The 15,765-nt window shown below is 59.8% G+C and carries 17 protein-coding genes; 10 read left to right on the top strand and 7 right to left on the bottom strand.

Annotated features, from left to right (window positions below):
* Positions 1-21: 21 nt before the first annotated feature.
* The gene (gene ftrA, locus HCK03_RS13010; RefSeq protein WP_167691700.1) at positions 22-1,035 is read right to left on the bottom strand and encodes a transcriptional regulator FtrA; all 1,014 of its coding nucleotides are present in this window, start codon (positions 1,033-1,035) and stop codon (positions 22-24) included.
* A gap of 68 nt (positions 1,036-1,103) precedes the next feature.
* Here ftrA and HCK03_RS13015 point away from each other — a divergent pair, with 68 nt between their 5' ends.
* The 7 genes from HCK03_RS13015 (at position 1,104) to urtE (ending at position 8,483) form a co-directional block, all read left to right on the top strand.
* Complete coding sequence (locus HCK03_RS13015) at positions 1,104-1,496, top strand: rhodanese-like domain-containing protein (RefSeq protein WP_115192670.1); 393 nt, start codon at positions 1,104-1,106, stop codon at positions 1,494-1,496.
* Positions 1,497-1,691: 195 nt separating this feature from the next.
* Complete coding sequence (locus HCK03_RS13020) at positions 1,692-2,795, top strand: cobalamin-independent methionine synthase II family protein (protein ID WP_167691701.1); 1,104 nt, start codon at positions 1,692-1,694, stop codon at positions 2,793-2,795.
* A 174-nt stretch (positions 2,796-2,969) separates the two neighbouring features.
* Positions 2,970-4,241 carry an urea ABC transporter substrate-binding protein gene (urtA, locus tag HCK03_RS13025; RefSeq protein ID WP_167691702.1) on the top strand — a complete coding sequence of 424 codons (1,272 nt, stop codon included), beginning with the start codon at positions 2,970-2,972 and terminating at the stop codon, positions 4,239-4,241.
* Positions 4,242-4,339: 98 nt separating this feature from the next.
* Entirely contained in the window at positions 4,340-5,905 is a 1,566-nt protein-coding gene (gene urtB, locus HCK03_RS13030; protein ID WP_115192672.1) for an urea ABC transporter permease subunit UrtB, read from the top strand.
* Positions 5,905-6,978 (top strand): urea ABC transporter permease subunit UrtC, encoded by a 1,074-nt coding sequence (urtC, locus tag HCK03_RS13035; protein WP_115192673.1) that lies wholly within the window; start codon positions 5,905-5,907, stop codon positions 6,976-6,978. The genes urtB and urtC overlap by 1 nt, the downstream gene beginning before the upstream one ends.
* Positions 6,978-7,775 (top strand): urea ABC transporter ATP-binding protein UrtD, encoded by a 798-nt coding sequence (urtD, locus tag HCK03_RS13040; RefSeq protein ID WP_041145644.1) that lies wholly within the window; start codon positions 6,978-6,980, stop codon positions 7,773-7,775. The genes urtC and urtD overlap by 1 nt, the downstream gene beginning before the upstream one ends.
* 9 nt (positions 7,776-7,784) lie before the next feature.
* A complete protein-coding gene (gene urtE / locus HCK03_RS13045; protein ID WP_167691703.1) occupies positions 7,785-8,483 on the top strand; it encodes an urea ABC transporter ATP-binding subunit UrtE in 699 nt (232 codons plus the stop codon).
* A 48-nt stretch (positions 8,484-8,531) separates the two neighbouring features.
* On the opposite strand, the gene HCK03_RS13050 is transcribed toward urtE, so the two are convergent.
* Together HCK03_RS13050 and ydeE are read right to left on the bottom strand one after the other, a co-directional pair.
* Positions 8,532-9,002 (bottom strand): helix-turn-helix domain-containing protein, encoded by a 471-nt coding sequence (locus HCK03_RS13050; RefSeq protein WP_041145642.1) that lies wholly within the window; start codon positions 9,000-9,002, stop codon positions 8,532-8,534.
* A gap of 115 nt (positions 9,003-9,117) precedes the next feature.
* Positions 9,118-10,314: an efflux MFS transporter YdeE gene (gene ydeE / locus HCK03_RS13055; RefSeq protein WP_115192675.1), complete on the bottom strand. Its 1,197-nt coding sequence runs from the start codon at positions 10,312-10,314 to the stop codon at positions 9,118-9,120.
* 194 nt (positions 10,315-10,508) lie between these two features.
* Between ydeE and eamA the strand changes: the two genes are divergently transcribed.
* Positions 10,509-11,408, top strand: coding sequence for an O-acetylserine/cysteine exporter (gene eamA, locus HCK03_RS13060; protein ID WP_041145640.1), 900 nt, complete (start codon positions 10,509-10,511; stop codon positions 11,406-11,408).
* 43 nt (positions 11,409-11,451) lie between these two features.
* Here eamA and marB read toward each other — a convergent pair whose 3' ends face one another.
* The 3 genes from marB to marR are packed head-to-tail and all read right to left on the bottom strand — an operon-like array spanning position 11,452 to position 12,521.
* Positions 11,452-11,658 carry a multiple antibiotic resistance protein MarB gene (marB, locus tag HCK03_RS13065; protein ID WP_041145639.1) on the bottom strand — a complete coding sequence of 69 codons (207 nt, stop codon included), beginning with the start codon at positions 11,656-11,658 and terminating at the stop codon, positions 11,452-11,454.
* A gap of 30 nt (positions 11,659-11,688) precedes the next feature.
* Positions 11,689-12,069, bottom strand: coding sequence for an MDR efflux pump AcrAB transcriptional activator MarA (marA, locus tag HCK03_RS13070; protein WP_004862191.1), 381 nt, complete (start codon positions 12,067-12,069; stop codon positions 11,689-11,691).
* A 17-nt stretch (positions 12,070-12,086) separates the two neighbouring features.
* Entirely contained in the window at positions 12,087-12,521 is a 435-nt protein-coding gene (marR, locus tag HCK03_RS13075; RefSeq protein WP_041145638.1) for a multiple antibiotic resistance transcriptional regulator MarR, read from the bottom strand.
* 248 nt (positions 12,522-12,769) lie between these two features.
* Between marR and HCK03_RS13080 the strand changes: the two genes are divergently transcribed.
* Entirely contained in the window at positions 12,770-13,438 is a 669-nt protein-coding gene (locus tag HCK03_RS13080; protein ID WP_041145637.1) for a MarC family NAAT transporter, read from the top strand.
* Positions 13,439-13,502: 64 nt separating this feature from the next.
* Here HCK03_RS13080 and HCK03_RS13085 read toward each other — a convergent pair whose 3' ends face one another.
* Complete coding sequence (locus HCK03_RS13085; protein ID WP_045858241.1) at positions 13,503-14,699, bottom strand: sugar transporter; 1,197 nt, start codon at positions 14,697-14,699, stop codon at positions 13,503-13,505.
* A gap of 200 nt (positions 14,700-14,899) precedes the next feature.
* On the opposite strand from HCK03_RS13085, the gene HCK03_RS13090 reads away from it, so the two are divergent.
* On the top strand, positions 14,900-15,703 hold the full coding sequence (locus tag HCK03_RS13090; RefSeq protein ID WP_123552307.1) for a PhzF family phenazine biosynthesis protein: 804 nt from the start codon (positions 14,900-14,902) through the stop codon (positions 15,701-15,703).
* Positions 15,704-15,765 lie beyond the last annotated feature (62 nt).

Below are 15,765 nucleotides of genomic sequence, written 5' to 3' on the forward strand. Positions count from 1 at the left end.
TAAAGTTATTGTGCTCTGCCGCTACGGTTTTACAACCGCGGAGGCAGAAAACTGCTTGCGATACTGTAACGGGCTGAGGGCAAACTGCTGGCGAAAATGATGGCGCAGGGCGCCGGCATTGGCAAAGCCGCAAAGCTCGGCGATCTTCTCCACGCTGAGACGGGTGTCGCTGAGGTGCTGCGTGGCGCGCAGCAAGCGCTCATCCAGCAGCCAGCGCGCCGGGGTTTTGCCGGTTGCCGCCTCAAAGCGGCGTAAAAAGGTTCGCGGGCTCATGCCGACGCGCTGCGCCAGCGAGGCGACGCTGTGGCTGACCGCCAGCTGCTGATGCAGAAAATCGAACAGCAGCCCCAGACGCTGGCTTTCCCGCGCCTTCGCCACCGGGCGGACAACCTGCTGGGCCTGGGCGCCGTCGCGGTGCGGGGAGATAACCAGCCTGCGGGCAACCGTATTCGCTGCATCAATGCCGTAGTCTTCGCGCACCAGATGCAGACATAAATCAATCCCGGCGGCGCTGCCTGCCGATGTCATCACGTTCTCGTCGCCTACGTATAACACGTCGTCGATCACCTCTATCTGCGGATAGCGCTGGCGCAGCTGGTCGGTATAGCGCCAGTGGGTGGTTGCCCGGCGTCCGTCGAGCAGGCCGGCGGCGGCGAGCACGAACACGCCGGAGCAAATCGAGATGATGCGACAGCCGCGGGCGCGGGCGGCAACCAGCGCCGCGCAGAGCGCTGCGGGAACCGGGGCATCAATTCCGCGCCAGCCGGGGACCACAATGGTCTCCGCGCTGCTGAGCAGATCCATGCCGCCATCGGCCATCAGCCGTATACCGCCGGTCGCGCGGAGCTCGCCGCTGTCAACGGCCGCTACCGCAAACTGATACCAGCCGGCGCCCATTTCCGGGCGCGGCAGGCCGAAGATCTCGACCGCCACGCCAAATTCAAAGGTGCAGAGGCCGTCATAGGCCAGCGCAACCACCCGGTTAGGTGACAACGTCACGGTAGAGATTGGCATGATTTCAGCGTTTTCTGTCATGGTTGCCAGCGGATAAGAGAGTGAAGGTGTCATTAAATAAGTGGTATCACAGACAAGGAGAATACGCCATGAGTGTTGTTACCGAATTTACCCCTGCCGCACCCGCCGAAGCCGCCGCCTGGTTCGGCAAAAAGCTGGGTCTTGAAACAGATTGTGCTGACGTCCACCGGGCGATGAGCGAAGGCGAGGCCGATTTCGTCCTGCTGCACGTCGTCGGCAGTGCGGAAACTTTTGCCCGCCGCCACCTCCCAGGGGCGCTGCATATTCCGCATCGACACATTGATGCCGCCAGAATGAGCGAATGGCCGATGGAGACGCTGTTCGTGGTTTATTGCGCCGGTCCGCACTGCAACGGCGCGGACGTCGCGGCGCTGCGGCTGGCGCTGCTGGGAAGACCGGTGAAGATGATGATCGGCGGCCTGACCGGCTGGCAGGACGAAGGGCTACCTTTCGCCGATTAAACCGGGCGGCGGTCAGCCTCTGGAGAGTAAGCTGACCGCTGAATGAAATTATTTCATCAGCCATGAAATTTTCTCGTTTGCCGATCGGCGTGCTGCGTGCCAGTATTTGGACATATAGCCATCCAGAAGTCTATGAATTCAAATAATGAACTATCACGGTGGGCAACTAAACTCGCCCGCCGCTAAGGAGACACCATGCAACGCTCACAGGCCCCGTTCCGTGCTGATATCGTCGGCAGCTTCCTGCGCCCAAATGCCATCAAGCTGGCGCGTCAGCAGTTTAGCGAAGGCGCTATCGATAGCATGCAGCTGCGGCGGGTGGAGGATGAAGCGATTCGCCAGCTGGTACAGCAGCAGTGCGACTGCGGCCTGCACGTGGTAACCGACGGGGAGTTTCGTCGCGCGTGGTGGCACTTTGATTTCTTTGACGGCCTGCAGGGTGTCGAGCGCTACGATTCGGACCACGGCATCCAGTTCAACGGCGTGCAGACCCGGGCGCACGGCATTCGGGTGACCGGCAAGCTGGCGTTTGGCGAACATCCGATGCTGGAAGACTTCCGCTTTCTGCAAAGCATCAGCGGCGACGCGCAGCCAAAAATGACCATTCCCAGCCCGAGCGTGCTTCATTTCCGCGGCGGACGCAAAGACATTGACGCCACCGTTTATCCGGACCTTGCCGACTATTTTGCCGACCTCGCGACCACCTGGCGCGACGCGATCCGCGCGTTCTATGACGCCGGCTGCCGCTATCTGCAGCTGGACGATACCGTCTGGGCCTACTTGTGCTCCGACGAACAGCGCCAGCAGGTGCGCGACCGTGGGGAAGACCCTGACGAGCTGGCGCGGATCTATGCCCGGGTGCTCAACCAGGCCCTCGAAGGCAAGCCGGAGGATTTAACCGTCGGTCTGCACGTCTGCCGGGGCAACTTCCGCTCCACGTGGATCTCCGAAGGCGGCTACGAGCCGGTGGCGGAAGTGCTGTTCGGCAGCGTTAATATCGATGCGTTCTTCCTGGAGTACGATAACGACCGCTCCGGCGACTTTGCGCCGCTGCGCTTTATCCGCCCGGGTCATCAGCAGGTTGTGCTGGGGCTCATTACCACCAAGAACGGCGAGCTGGAAAATCCTGAAGGGGTGAAGGCGCGGCTGGCGGAGGCGGCGCAGTATGTTTCGCTGCAGCAAATTTGCCTCAGCCCACAGTGTGGCTTCGCCTCTACCGAAGAGGGAAATGCGCTGACCGAGTCTCAGCAGTGGGATAAAGTCCGCCTCGTCACCGGGGTTGCCGCTCAGGTCTGGTAACCTCTCTTCTTAGCGCAGCGTTGCACCGTTTTGAGGCAACGCCGCGCCTCCCTTTATATGCTCCCGCCGCGCGCCGCGCGTTCAGGTTGTTTTGCAACCTGGCATCTTTTTTGCCTTATCACTTCCGGTTAGTCGTTAATTCATTTTTTGTTTTTGCGATATTCAGGAGTGAACATGCAGCGTCGAACACTATTAAAAGCTTTTGCACTCTCCGCCTCTGTCATCAGCATGGGCTACACATTCCCGGCTTTTGCCGCCGACACCATTAAGGTCGGCATTATGCATTCACTCTCCGGGACGATGGCCATCTCCGAAACGCCGCTCAAAGACGTCGCGCTGATGGCGATCGACGATATTAACGCCAAAGGCGGCGTGCTGGGCAAAAAGCTCGAACCGGTGGTGGTTGACCCGGCCTCGAACTGGCCGCTGTTTGCGGAAAAAGCCCGCCAGCTGCTGACCCAGGACAAGGTGGCGGCGGTCTTCGGCTGCTGGACCTCGGTATCGCGTAAATCGGTTCTGCCGGTCTTCGAGGAGCTCAACGGGCTGCTGTTCTATCCGGTACAGTACGAAGGTGAAGAGATGTCGCCGAACGTCTTCTATACCGGCGCGGCGCCAAACCAGCAGGCTATCCCGGCGGTGGAGTACCTGCTGAGCGAAGACGGCGGCGGGGCGAAGCGTTTCTTCCTGCTGGGGACGGACTACGTCTATCCGCGCACCACCAACAAGATCCTGCGCGCCTTCCTGCACGCCAAAGGGATTCAGGATAAGGATATCGAAGAGGTCTACACCCCGTTCGGCTACAGCGATTACCAGACGATAGTTGCCAATATTAAGAAATTCTCTGCCGGCGGAAAAACCGCGGTGGTTTCAACCATCAACGGCGACTCCAACGTTCCGTTCTATAAAGAGCTGGCGAACCAGGGACTGAAGGCTACCGATGTCCCGGTGGTTGCCTTCTCGGTGGGGGAAGAGGAGCTGCGCGGCATCGATACCAAGCCGCTGGTCGGCAACCTCGCGGCGTGGAACTACTTTGAGTCGGTCGATAACCCAACCAACAAACAGTTCGTGGCCGACTACCGCGCCTATGCAAAAGCCCACAAGCTGCCGAACGCCGATACCGTGGTTACCAACGATCCGATGGAGGCCACCTGGGTTGGGCTGCACATGTGGGCTCAGGCGGTGACCAAGGCCGGTACGACCGATGTGGACAAGGTTCGCGCGGCGATGGCCGGGCAAACGTTCAAAGCGCCGTCCGGCTTTACCTTAACCATGGATGCCACCAACCATCATCTGCATAAGCCGGTGATGATCGGTGAAATCGAAGGCAACGGTCAGTTCAACGTCGTCTGGCAGACCAACGACGCGGTGCGCGCCCAGCCGTGGAGCCCGTGGATCGCCGGTAACGATAAGAAGCCCGACCATCCGGTAAAAACCGTCAGCAACTAAATGTCACATAGCGTCACCTTCCCGGGCTACGGCCCGGGCGGGTGGAACGTGCATTAACGAGCGTCCGGGCGATCCGGAACGCCACAAGGAGAGCAATCATGAAGGCGCTGCGCATCATGGGTTACTACTTCGCGCTGCTGGTGATGATTTTGCCGTGGCGCGCGCAGGCGGCGGACGCGGATGATTTCGTGACGGCAAACCGCAGCCAGCAGGCGCGCCTGCTTGAGCAGTGGGCCGCCGCTCCGCAGGCCCAGCGTCTGCCGCTGCTGCGCGCCTTAGCGGCGGAAACGCTGCAGGTTGATAGCAGCGGCCACGCCTTCAGCAACCAGCAGGCGCTGGGCGCGGCGGCGGAACCTTCAGGCAACCCCAAACCGGTGCGGCTCACCAACCGCCTGCGCAACCTGGCCGCCGGCGCGCTGGCGACACACCTGCTGGTGAGTGACAGTGTCACTGAAAGGGCGGCGGCGGTGAAGATCCTTCAGCGGGAAGCCACCCCGGAAATGAGCGGGCTGCTGCAGCAGCGGCTGGCGGCAGAAACGGATGACGGCGTCAAAACGCAGCTGGAGATGGCGCTGGCTCGCCTTCAGCTCAGCAGCCCTGCCAGAGAGCAGCGGCTGGCGGCGGTTGAGCGGCTGGGCCACTCCTCCGACCCCGAAACGCAGGCGCTGCTGATGCCCTTTACCGATGCGCAGCATGAGCCTGATGCCGGTGTACGCAGCGCGGCGGCCGACAGCCTGAGCCAGATTAAACAGCGGCTGCTGCTCGGCGAAATTCTCGGCCAGGCCTTTATGGGGCTGTCGCTTGGTTCGGTGCTGCTGCTGGCGGCGCTGGGGCTGGCCATCACCTACGGACTGCTGGGGGTCATCAATATGGCCCACGGCGAAATGCTGATGATCGGCGCCTACAGCTGCTGGCTGGTGCAGCAGGCGCTGTCCCAGTTTGCCCCGCAGTGGCTGGCGCTCTATCCGCTGATTGCGCTGCCGGTGGCCTTTCTGGTCACCGCCGGGATCGGCATGGCGCTGGAGCGTACCATTATTCGTCATCTCTACGGACGCCCGCTGGAAACGCTGCTGGCGACCTGGGGGATCAGCCTGATGCTCATTCAGCTGACGCGGATGCTGTTTGGCGCGCAAAACGTCGAAGTGGCGAACCCGGCGTGGCTCTCCGGCGGCATGCAGGTGCTGCCCAACCTGATCCTGCCGTGGAACCGTCTGGCGGTGCTCGGCTTTGTGATCCTCGTTCTGTTCTTTACCTGGCTGATTCTGAATAAAACCCGTCTGGGCATGAACGTGCGGGCGGTGACGCAGAACCGGGCCATGGCCGCCTGCTGCGGCGTGCCGACCGGGCGGGTGGATATGCTGGCGTTTGGTCTCGGCTCCGGGATCGCGGGCCTGGGCGGCGTCGCGCTGTCGCAGCTCGGCAACGTCGGCCCGGAGCTCGGCCAGGGCTATATCATCGACTCGTTTCTGGTGGTGGTGCTGGGCGGCGTCGGCCAGCTGGCGGGAAGCGTGGTGGCGGCATTTGGCCTCGGGATCTTTAACAAAATCCTCGAACCGCAGCTGGGCGCAGTGCTGGGCAAGATTCTGATCCTGGTGCTGATTATTTTGTTTATCCAGAAACGCCCGCAGGGGCTGTTCGCGTTAAAAGGCAGGGTGATTGACTGATGAGCCAACCGATGACCTTACGACTTGCGCGCAACGCGCCGCGGCCGCTGCGGTGGCTTGGGCTGCTGGCGATCCTCGCGCTGCTGAGCATGCCGTTTCTGGCGCTGCTGCCTCAGTCGCATCCGCTGGCGGTGCCGACCTGGCTGCTGACCCTGACCGGAAAAATCCTCTGCTACGCCGTTGTCGCGGTGGCGCTGGACCTCGTGTGGGGCTATGCCGGCATGCTGTCGCTGGGCCACGGCATCTTCTTTGCGCTGGGCGGCTATGCGATGGGCATGTATCTGATGCGTCAGGCGGCCGGCGACGGTCTGCCGGCGTTTATGTCCTTCCTGTCGTGGACCGAGCTGCCGTGGTTCTGGTGGGGAACCCAGCACTTTGCCTGGGCGATGCTGCTGGTGGTGCTGGTTCCCGGGCTGCTGGCGCTGGTGTTCGGCTGGTTTGCCTTTCGCTCCAAAATCAAAGGGGTCTACTTCTCGATAATGACCCAGGCGCTGACCTACGCCGGCATGCTGCTCTTTTTTCGCAACGAGACCGGCTTCGGCGGCAACAACGGTTTTACCGGCTTCACCACGCTGCTCGGCTTCTCCGTCACCGCGACCGGCACCCGCGCGGCGCTGTTTATGGCGACGGTACTGCTGCTGCTGTTAACGCTGTGGATAGGCTTTCGCCTGGCGACCAGCAAGTTTGGCCGCATTCTGACCGCAGTGCGCGACGCCGAAAACCGGCTGATGTTCTGCGGCTACGATCCGCGCGGCTTTAAGCTGCTGGTGTGGACGCTCTCCGCCGTGCTGTGCGGGCTGGCGGGGGCGCTGTATGTCCCGCAGGTGGGGATCATTAACCCAGGCGAAATGTCGCCGACCAACTCGATTGAGGCCGCCATCTGGGTGGCGCTCGGCGGGCGCGGAACCCTGGTCGGCCCGGTGCTGGGCGCGGGGCTGGTCAACGGCGCGAAAAGCTACTTCACGATGGCGATCCCGGAGTACTGGCAGCTGTTTCTTGGACTGATTTTTATCATCGTCACGCTCTTTTTACCGCGTGGGGTGATTGGCCTGCTGCGTAAAGGAGACCGCTAATGCAACCGGATGACGGCCTGTTTACCCGCCAGCTGCCGACGGATCGCTTTCGCGAGCAAACCGACCCGGTGCTGCAGCTGGAAAAGATTAACGTCAACTTCGACGGCTTTCAGGCGCTAACCGACCTCTCGCTGCAGATTGGCGTGGGCGAGCTGCGCTGTATTATCGGTCCCAACGGTGCCGGAAAAACCACCCTGATGGACGTGATTACCGGCAAAACCCGGCCGCAGAGCGGCAGGGCGCTGTACGATCAGTCCATCGACCTGATGTCCCTTGACCCGATAGCCATTGCCCGCCAGGGGATCGGGCGCAAGTTTCAAAAGCCGACGGTCTTTGAAGCGCTGACGGTGGCTGAGAATCTCGAGCTGGCGCTGAAAAGCGATAAATCGGTCTGGGCCAGCCTGCGGGCGCGGCTGAGCGGGGAGCAGGAGGATCGCATCAGCGAGACCCTGCGCCTGCTGCGCCTCGATGGCGAGCGCGGGCGCCAGGCGGGGCTGCTGTCGCACGGGCAGAAGCAGTTCCTTGAAATCGGCATGCTGCTGGTGCAGGAGCCGCACCTGCTGCTGCTGGATGAGCCCGCCGCCGGTATGACCGACGCCGAAACCGAATACACCGCTGAGCTGTTCCGCACCCTCGCCGGCGAGCATTCGCTGATGGTGGTTGAACATGATATGGGATTCGTTGAAACAATTGCCGACCGGGTAACCGTGCTGCATCAGGGACAGGTGCTGGCGGAGGGCTCGCTGCGCGAGGTGCAGGCCAACGAACAGGTGATTGACGTTTATCTTGGACGCTAAGGAGCGCCGATGCTGCAGGTTAACCAGTTACATCAATACTACGGCGGCAGCCATATTCTGCGTGGCGTCGATTTTGCCGCCCGGCCGGGGGAGATTACCTGCCTGCTGGGGCGCAACGGCGTCGGAAAAACCACGCTGCTGAAGTGCCTGATGGGGCTGGTCCCGGCGCGCAGCGGCGAGGTGATATGGCAGGATAAGACCATCACGGCGCGTAAGCCCCACCAGCGCGTACAGGCCGGGATCGCCTATGTCCCGCAGGGGCGAGAGATCTTTCCCCGTCTCACCGTTGAAGAGAATCTGCTGATGGGTCTGTCGCGCTTTTCCGCCCGCGACGCGCGTCAGGTTCCGGAGGAGATCTATCAGCTGTTTCCGGTGTTAAAAACAATGAAGCAGCGGCGTGGAGGCGATCTCTCCGGCGGTCAGCAGCAGCAGCTGGCAATTGGCCGGGCGCTGGCAAGCCGGCCGCAGCTGCTGATCCTCGACGAGCCAACGGAGGGCATTCAGCCCTCGGTGATAAAGGAGATCGGTGAAGTTATCCGCCAGCTGGCGAACCGGGGCGATATGGCGATCCTGCTGGTTGAGCAGTTCTATGATTTTGCCGCTGCCCTTGCCGACCACTATCTGGTGATGTCGCGAGGGACAATTATTCAGCAGGGAAAGGGCGCGGATATGGAATCCGAGGGCGTGCGCGGGATGGTGGCTATCTAAGCCGCAATAACCGTTCAGCGCGACGCCTGACGTCGCGCTGAACGGAGTCTATTTACGTAACAATCGCTGCAGCCGGGCCTGGCGCCAGCTGCGGGTCATTCCGCCGAAGACAAACAGCCGGGCCGCTCTCACCAGCAGCAGCGCGCCCCAGATGGCGGCGACCCACGCTGACCAGTCGCTTGCGGGGCTGTTGACCCGGTTGAGTACCGCCAACAGGACGCAAACCACCACCGCGACCGACAGCGAGCGAAAGAAGCGGCTCTCCTGATGGACCCGCTCTTTGGCTTCCTCAATGCGTAAATCGAGCGACTCTTCGTGACCGACGGGCGCGTCGTCGCTGAGACTGGCCACGTTAACCTCAAATACGGCGGCGAGGGCGCTGAGCGTTTCCAGGCCCGGGCGATCGCCGTTTTCGATGCGCTGAATGGTGCGCACGCTGACGCCGGCCAGTTCGGCTAACTGCTCCTGAGACCACGCGCGCTGCAGACGTAACTGTTTAACCTGATTAATACCGTTCATTTTTCTATCTCCGGATGAAACCTGAGATGAAGCCTGCAGGTTTGCGCCGTTGGCCGCCACGATCCTCTGCCGACAGTAACCCGACACCGACCCGACAGCCCCGTGGCGGCAGGCTTCAGGCGCTGGCGACCGGATAACTTTTTTGCCGCGGAGGATTGTTCATGCCGCGGAAAATCATCAGCCACGCGGCGATAATCGCCACCATCAGCACCACAAACAGCGACCAGTGCGGCATATGGGTCAGAATCGCCCCGGTGATCATCGGATTAAACGCGGCGCCAAGCCAGCCTAACGACTGGGCGGAAAAATAGCTGGCCTTCATGCCCGCCGGCGCAATGTTGTCGATCAGCATATATTCTCCTGGCGCATAGATAACCTCGCCAAGGGTAAAAATCGCCGCCGACACGCCCCACAGCAGCAGGCTGCTGCCGGAAACAATAAACCCGCCCAGCCCGATGACAAAGCATAGCGTACCGAAGGTCATCAGCGGGCGGATATTGCGCGCGTTCAGCCTGCGTCCGACGGCGTACTGCAGCGCCACTACCACCGCGGCATTGACCGGCAGAACGACCGCCACCACTTTCTCGGCAAAGTCGCTGTCGGCGACCACCAGCACGTACTGGGAAATGCAGGAGGCGAAAGAGCCGCCGACAAACGACGCCAGCAGCCCGGAGAGCGTAAACCACATTAGCGCCCGATCGCGCAGCAGCACCGAGGGCGACCACGGGCTGGCGCTATCCGCAGCGATTGCCGCCGAGGTCCGCTGGACGAAGAGCTGGATAAACACCAGCGGAAACGCGGCGCAGGCCGCGGCCAGCCAGAACGGCAGGTTAATGCTGTGCATCACCAGCAGGGTGCCGAGCGGGGGGCCGACGGTCCAGCCGATATTGAGGAAGGTATAGTTGAGCGAGAAGATCCGCGCCTTCTTCTCCGGCGTTAGCACGTCGGCAAACCACGCCTTCAATACGGTGGAGAAGACGGAATAGGCGCAGTTGATCAGGGCGAAGAAAAAGACCACCAGCGGAACGCTGTTTACCAGCGGGATCGCCACAAACCCGCAGATAAAGGCGGTCACGGCGACCAGCATATAGCGCTTTTTATCGAACTTATCGGCCAGAATGCCGAACCCCATGCTGAACACCACCCCGACCGTCAGGGCGATAGACATGGCATAGCCGATTTTATCCACCTCCAGCTGATACTGGCGGGTAAGAAAGATGGTCATAAAAGGGAGCGTCGCGCCGCGGCCGATGGTGAGCAGCAGCGATGAAGCCAGCAGCGCTATCGTTGAGCGCCTGAGGGTCGGTATCATTTTTTCCTTGCCTGATAAATGTTATTTTTTTGTAGTGCTGTTCACAAATAACATGCTCTTTCAGGCTTGTATAGCATTCCCCTATGACAAAAGGGGCATAGCGGCCCTGCTAAAAATAATGATCTATCCGAATGAGGATTTTTCCGTTACTTTGATTTCATTGATAAAAATTCGCGTAATGGCCAGGACAGGGTATGACACGTAAAGACGGACTGCTGGCGCTGCTGGTGGTGGTCGTTTGGGGGCTTAATTTTGTGGTGATTAAGCTCGGGCTTCACAACATGCCGCCGCTGATGCTGGCGGGGCTGCGTTTTTTACTCGTCGCCTTCCCGGCGCTGCTGTTCGTGGCGCGGCCCAAAATTCCCCTGCGCCTGCTGCTGGGCTACGGCCTGACGATAAGCTTTGGGCAGTTCGCCTTTCTGTTCTGCGCCATCGGCCTCGGCATGCCCGCCGGGCTGGCGTCGCTGGTGCTGCAGGCGCAGGCGTTCTTCACCATTATTCTCGGCGTGTTTACCTTTGGTGAACGTCTGCAGGGCAAGCAGCTGGCCGGCATCGCGCTGGCGATTTTCGGCGTGCTGGTGCTGGTAGAGGCGAGCCTCGGCGCGCAGCATGTGCCGATGGTCGGGTTTATGCTGACCCTGGCGGCGGCGCTGAGCTGGGCCTGCGGGAATATCTTCAATAAGAAAATCATGTCGCGGCAGGAGAAGCCGCAGATCATGTCGCTGGTGGTGTGGAGCGCGCTGATCCCGGTGCTGCCGTTTATGCTGGCCTCATACCTGCTCGATGGCCCGCAAAAAATGGTTGCCAGCCTGGTGCAGATCGATCTGCTGACCGTGCTTTCGCTGCTCTACCTGGCGTTTATCGCCACGATTGTCGGCTACGGGATTTGGGGTTCGCTGCTCGGGCGCTACGAGACCTGGCGGGTGGCGCCGCTCTCGCTGCTGGTGCCGGTGGTGGGGATGGCCAGCGCCGCGCTGCTGCTTGGCGAAACCCTGAGCGGGCTGCAGCTCACCGGGGCGGTGCTGATTATGGCCGGGCTCTATATTAACGTCTTTGGCCTGCGGCGGGTTCGCGTCAGCGCACCGCGGGGATAAAAAAAGCCCCGCAGTGCGGGGCTAAAAGACCGGAGTCGTGCGGTTAATTGTAGTACGGCACGCCTAGCTCATCTGACTTGTCGCTACCGGCAGCCATATGATTAAAATCAAACGGCGAATCGTTATGTTCGGAAGGCATTATCATCGCATCGCGGTGGTTATGGCGAACCGGGGTCGTGGTTTGCTCCGCATAGCTCTGGCCTGAAGCCAGGGCGACCAGCACAAGGGCAGCGGCAGCGAATAGTTTCATGATTTCCTCAATACGTCTTTTTGCAGGCGATTAACAACAGTTGTTCAGTGGCATTAGATAGCGGGATTCACCCGGCATATTTGTCATGCGATATTTATGCGGCGGAACGTCGAAATAGTTTTTAAAGGTTCGGGTCAGCGTTTGCTGTGATTCAAATCCGTAGCGCTCCGCCAGGTAGAGAATCGGCTCGTTGCTCTGCTTGAGCTTCTGGGCGATCTCGGTCAGCTTGCGGCTGCGGATGTACTGGCCTAAGGAGTGACCGGTCTCTTTCTTGAACATTCTTTGCAGGTGCCATTTAGAGTAACCTGAGCGCTCAGACACTTTCTCCAGCGACAGCGGCGATTCCAGGTTATCTTCGATCCACGACAAAATACTATGGATAGTGATGGCGTCGTTATTGCGTCTGGACATCATCTTACCTCTTCTTATTACGGCAGGACTTTCTTGAGTAAATACTCAAGGGTGACCACTTCATCCGCCGACAGATTTTTTGTTAATTCCTGGTGCAATTTCTGACCCACAACCTGATGACATTGCTCACATAGCGCCGCGCCGTCTGGCGTTAACTGCACCAGCACGCCGCGTTTGTCAGTGGGGTTGGGTAACCGTTCAATCCAGCCTTTACAGACCAGGCGGTCGAGCATGCGCGTCATTGCGCCTGGGTCGACCGAGAGCACGGTTTTCAGCTCAACGGGGGTAATGCATACTTCGCAACGAATGGAACAGAGCACCCGGAACTGGGTGGAAGTGATATCCATCGGAGAGAGGTACTCGTTGAGCAGGCGATCTTTTTTCTGGTTAACCATCTGGATCAAGCGACCGAGGGGGATCATTTCGTTAAACAGGTCACTTGTGCTTTTCACAATGGTTGCCCAGGCAATTATTTAATTGCTGTGGATATTATTGCCTAGGCAATCATAAGTCAACCTGATGAATTAGCTGATGACACGATTTGCTAAAGCGGCAATAAATAGCGCCGATAGCGGGGGCGAGACGGCGCTGGCGCGGCGGCAGAAGCAAGATAAGCGCTGGCAAGACCAACGGCATAAAAGCTATACTTGCGCCGGAAAACTTTTTTAATAGTGTAATATTAACAGGGCCTTAATTAATCATGATCGAACTCTTTAAAGCGATAGGGTTAGGGTTAGTGGTGATATTGCCGCTGGCAAACCCGCTCACTACCGTGGCCTTGTTCCTCGGGTTAGCGGGCAACATGAACAGCGCCGAGCGTAACCGACAATCGCTGATGGCTTCGGTGTATGTGTTCATTATTCTGATGGTCGCGTGGTACGCCGGTCAGGTGGTCATGAGCACCTTTGGCATTTCGATACCCGGACTGCGTATTGCCGGAGGGCTGATTGTCGCCTTTATCGGTTTTCGGATGCTTTTCCCGCAGCACAAAGCGCACGATTCGATGGAAGCGAAGATGAAATCGGAAGAGCTGGTCGATGAGCCGAGCGCCAATATCGCCTTCGTGCCGCTGGCGATGCCGAGTACGGCAGGTCCCGGGACCATTGCGATGATCATCAGCTCGGCGTCGACGGTGAAACACGGCGTTGATTTCCCCTATTGGGTGGTGCTGGTGGCGCCGCCGATTATCTTCGCCCTGGTAGGGATCATTCTGTGGGGCTGTCTGCGCAGCTCCGGGGCGATTATGCGTATGGTCGGGAAGGGCGGCATCGAGGCGATCTCCCGCCTGATGGGCTTCCTGCTGGTGTGCATGGGCGTGCAGTTTATTATTAACGGGGTGCTGGAAATCATTACCACCTATCATGCCTGACGGGGAAACAGCCGATCAAAAAAGCCGGACAGCGTAGCGCTATCCGGCTTTTTTATTGCCGCTGTCAGGAGTGGTGGGGCTGCTCTTCCAGCGACACCGGCCAGCGGCGGAAAATCATCACCGCCCAGACCAGCGCTACCAGCGCCGGAATGGCTCCGACGTAGCCGATAGAGGCCATCGACAGATGGGTGCTCACCTGGCTACCGACCAGCGCGCCGGCGCCGATACCGATATTAAAGATCCCCGAGAACAGCGACATCGCAACGTCGGTTGCGTCCGGGGCCAGCGCCAGTACCTTAACCTGCATTCCGAGGCCGATAATCATAATCGCCACGCCCCAGAAGATGCTCAGCAGCATCAGGTGGTTGGCGTTTTGCGAGGCCGGCAGAAGCAGCAGCAGACAGGCCAGCAGCAGGCCAATCGCCATATTAATCAGCCCCGAAGCGTGCTTATTGCCCATCTTGCCGAACAGCACGCTGCCGATAATCCCCGCGCCGCCGAGCACCAGCAGCAATACGGTGGCGAAATTACCGCTCATACCGGCCACCGTCTGCACAAACGGCTCAATGTAGCTGTACGCGGTGTAGTGCGCCGTCACCACGATAGCGGTCAGCAGATAGATGCTGAGCAGCGCCGGGCGGCGAAACAGCAGCGGCAGGCTTTTCAGCGAACCGGAGTGCTCGCTTGGCAGCTTCGGCAGCAGCTTGTAGAGACACACCAGCGTGACCAGCGCGCCAAGACCGATGACCAGGAAGGTGGTGCGCCAGCCGAAATACTGACCCACGATGCGGCCGATGGGAATACCAAAGACCATCGCCAGCGCGGTGCCGGTGGCGATCAGGCTCAGCGCCTGGGCGCGTTTTCCCGGCGGCGCCATGCGGATCGCCAGCGCCGAGGTAATGGACCAGAACACCGCGTGTGCAAAGGCGATACCGATACGGCTGATCACCAGCACGTTAAAGCTCCACGCAAAAAACGACAGCACGTGGCTGGCAATAAACAGAATAAACAGGCCGATCAGCAGGCGGCGGCGCTCCATCTGGCTGGTGAGCAGCATAAACGGCAGCGACATCAGGGCCACAACCCATGCGTAAATAGTCAGCATCATGCCGACCTGGGCGGTTTCCATCCCAAAGCTGCCGGCAATATCGGACAGCAGGCCGACCGGCGCGAATTCGGTGGTATTAAAGATAAAAGCGGCGATCGCCAGCGTGACTACCCGAAGCCACGCGACCCTGCGTGAAACCGTGTTTGTAATCATAGGTTTTGAACTAGTGCTTAGAGGAAGAAGAGAAGGCGATCTTAAAACGATTGCTGCTGAAAATACAATCATTTTGTGATCTGCGTCTCATTTTTCCGTTGCGGTGATAAACGGGCTAACAGATTAATTTCTCTCTGGATCGTGTGCACATCGCGCTTTTATGTCATGTTGAGGATAAGTAATAAAAAAGGACTATAGCGATGCAGGAAATTGATTTTTATCTGGTAGATGCTTTCAGCGATCGTAACTTTGGCGGTAACGCCGCGGCGGTATGCCCGCTCACCGAGTGGCTGCCTGACGAGACGCTGCTGAAAATGGCGCAGCAGCATAATCAGTCGGAGACCGCCTTCTTCGTGCGCACCGATGAAGGCTATGAGCTGCGCTGGTTCACCACGCAGTATGAGATTGACCTGTGCGGCCACGCGACGCTGGCGGCCTCGCATGTTATTTTTGAATACCTTGACCATCCGTCCGCCACGATCGTATTCAGCACCCGTTTTGTCGGCGAGCTGCAGGTGACGCGCAACGGTGACTGGCTGACCCTCGACTTCCCGGCGTGGTCGACGACGGAAGTTGCCAACCCGCCCGCCGAGCTGTTGGCCGGGCTGGGAATTAGCCACGCGCTGGAGGTGCGGGTCGGGCGTGACTATCTGGTGGTGCTGGCGGATCGTCAGCAGGTTGAGGCCGTCCGTCCGGACATGCACCAGCTCCAGCGGCTCGGCAAGATGGTCTGTATCAGCGCGGCGGACGAGGAGTACGACTTCGTTAGCCGTTTCTTCTGTCCCGGCGAGGGCGTAGCCGAAGATCCGGTCACCGGCTCGGCCCACAGCATGCTGATCCCTTACTGGGGCGAGAGGCTTGGCAAAACGCAGATGCAGGCGCGTCAGGTATCGGCCCGCGGCGGCGACCTGCGCTGTCAGTGGCAGGGCGAGCGGGTGCTGATTGGCGGCCAGGCGGTAACCTACCTGATTGGCAAAATTGCTCTGCGCCAGGTCAACGCGTAAAAGAGCGCGCCGCTCAGGGAGGAGCGGCGCGATAAGTTAATGCTATGAACGACCGGCCTACG

Source organism: Klebsiella terrigena, from assembly GCF_012029655.1.
GTDB lineage: Bacteria > Pseudomonadota > Gammaproteobacteria > Enterobacterales > Enterobacteriaceae > Klebsiella > Klebsiella terrigena.

What these genes read in the sequence shown, in the direction of transcription:
- ftrA (WP_167691700.1), bottom strand. Translation starts at nt 1,035, where the DNA reads ATGACAGAAAACGCTGAAATCATGCCAATCTCTACCGTGACGTTGTCA.
- HCK03_RS13015 (WP_115192670.1), top strand. Translation starts at nt 1,104, where the DNA reads ATGAGTGTTGTTACCGAATTTACCCCTGCCGCACCCGCCGAAGCCGCC.
- HCK03_RS13020 (WP_167691701.1), top strand. Translation starts at nt 1,692, where the DNA reads ATGCAACGCTCACAGGCCCCGTTCCGTGCTGATATCGTCGGCAGCTTC.
- urtA (WP_167691702.1), top strand. Translation starts at nt 2,970, where the DNA reads ATGCAGCGTCGAACACTATTAAAAGCTTTTGCACTCTCCGCCTCTGTC.
- urtB (WP_115192672.1), top strand. Translation starts at nt 4,340, where the DNA reads ATGAAGGCGCTGCGCATCATGGGTTACTACTTCGCGCTGCTGGTGATG.
- urtC (WP_115192673.1), top strand. Translation starts at nt 5,905, where the DNA reads ATGAGCCAACCGATGACCTTACGACTTGCGCGCAACGCGCCGCGGCCG.
- urtD (WP_041145644.1), top strand. Translation starts at nt 6,978, where the DNA reads ATGCAACCGGATGACGGCCTGTTTACCCGCCAGCTGCCGACGGATCGC.
- urtE (WP_167691703.1), top strand. Translation starts at nt 7,785, where the DNA reads ATGCTGCAGGTTAACCAGTTACATCAATACTACGGCGGCAGCCATATT.
- HCK03_RS13050 (WP_041145642.1), bottom strand. Translation starts at nt 9,002, where the DNA reads ATGAACGGTATTAATCAGGTTAAACAGTTACGTCTGCAGCGCGCGTGG.
- ydeE (WP_115192675.1), bottom strand. Translation starts at nt 10,314, where the DNA reads ATGATACCGACCCTCAGGCGCTCAACGATAGCGCTGCTGGCTTCATCG.
- eamA (WP_041145640.1), top strand. Translation starts at nt 10,509, where the DNA reads ATGACACGTAAAGACGGACTGCTGGCGCTGCTGGTGGTGGTCGTTTGG.
- marB (WP_041145639.1), bottom strand. Translation starts at nt 11,658, where the DNA reads ATGAAACTATTCGCTGCCGCTGCCCTTGTGCTGGTCGCCCTGGCTTCA.
- marA (WP_004862191.1), bottom strand. Translation starts at nt 12,069, where the DNA reads ATGTCCAGACGCAATAACGACGCCATCACTATCCATAGTATTTTGTCG.
- HCK03_RS13080 (WP_041145637.1), top strand. Translation starts at nt 12,770, where the DNA reads ATGATCGAACTCTTTAAAGCGATAGGGTTAGGGTTAGTGGTGATATTG.
- HCK03_RS13085 (WP_045858241.1), bottom strand. Translation starts at nt 14,699, where the DNA reads ATGATTACAAACACGGTTTCACGCAGGGTCGCGTGGCTTCGGGTAGTC.
- HCK03_RS13090 (WP_123552307.1), top strand. Translation starts at nt 14,900, where the DNA reads ATGCAGGAAATTGATTTTTATCTGGTAGATGCTTTCAGCGATCGTAAC.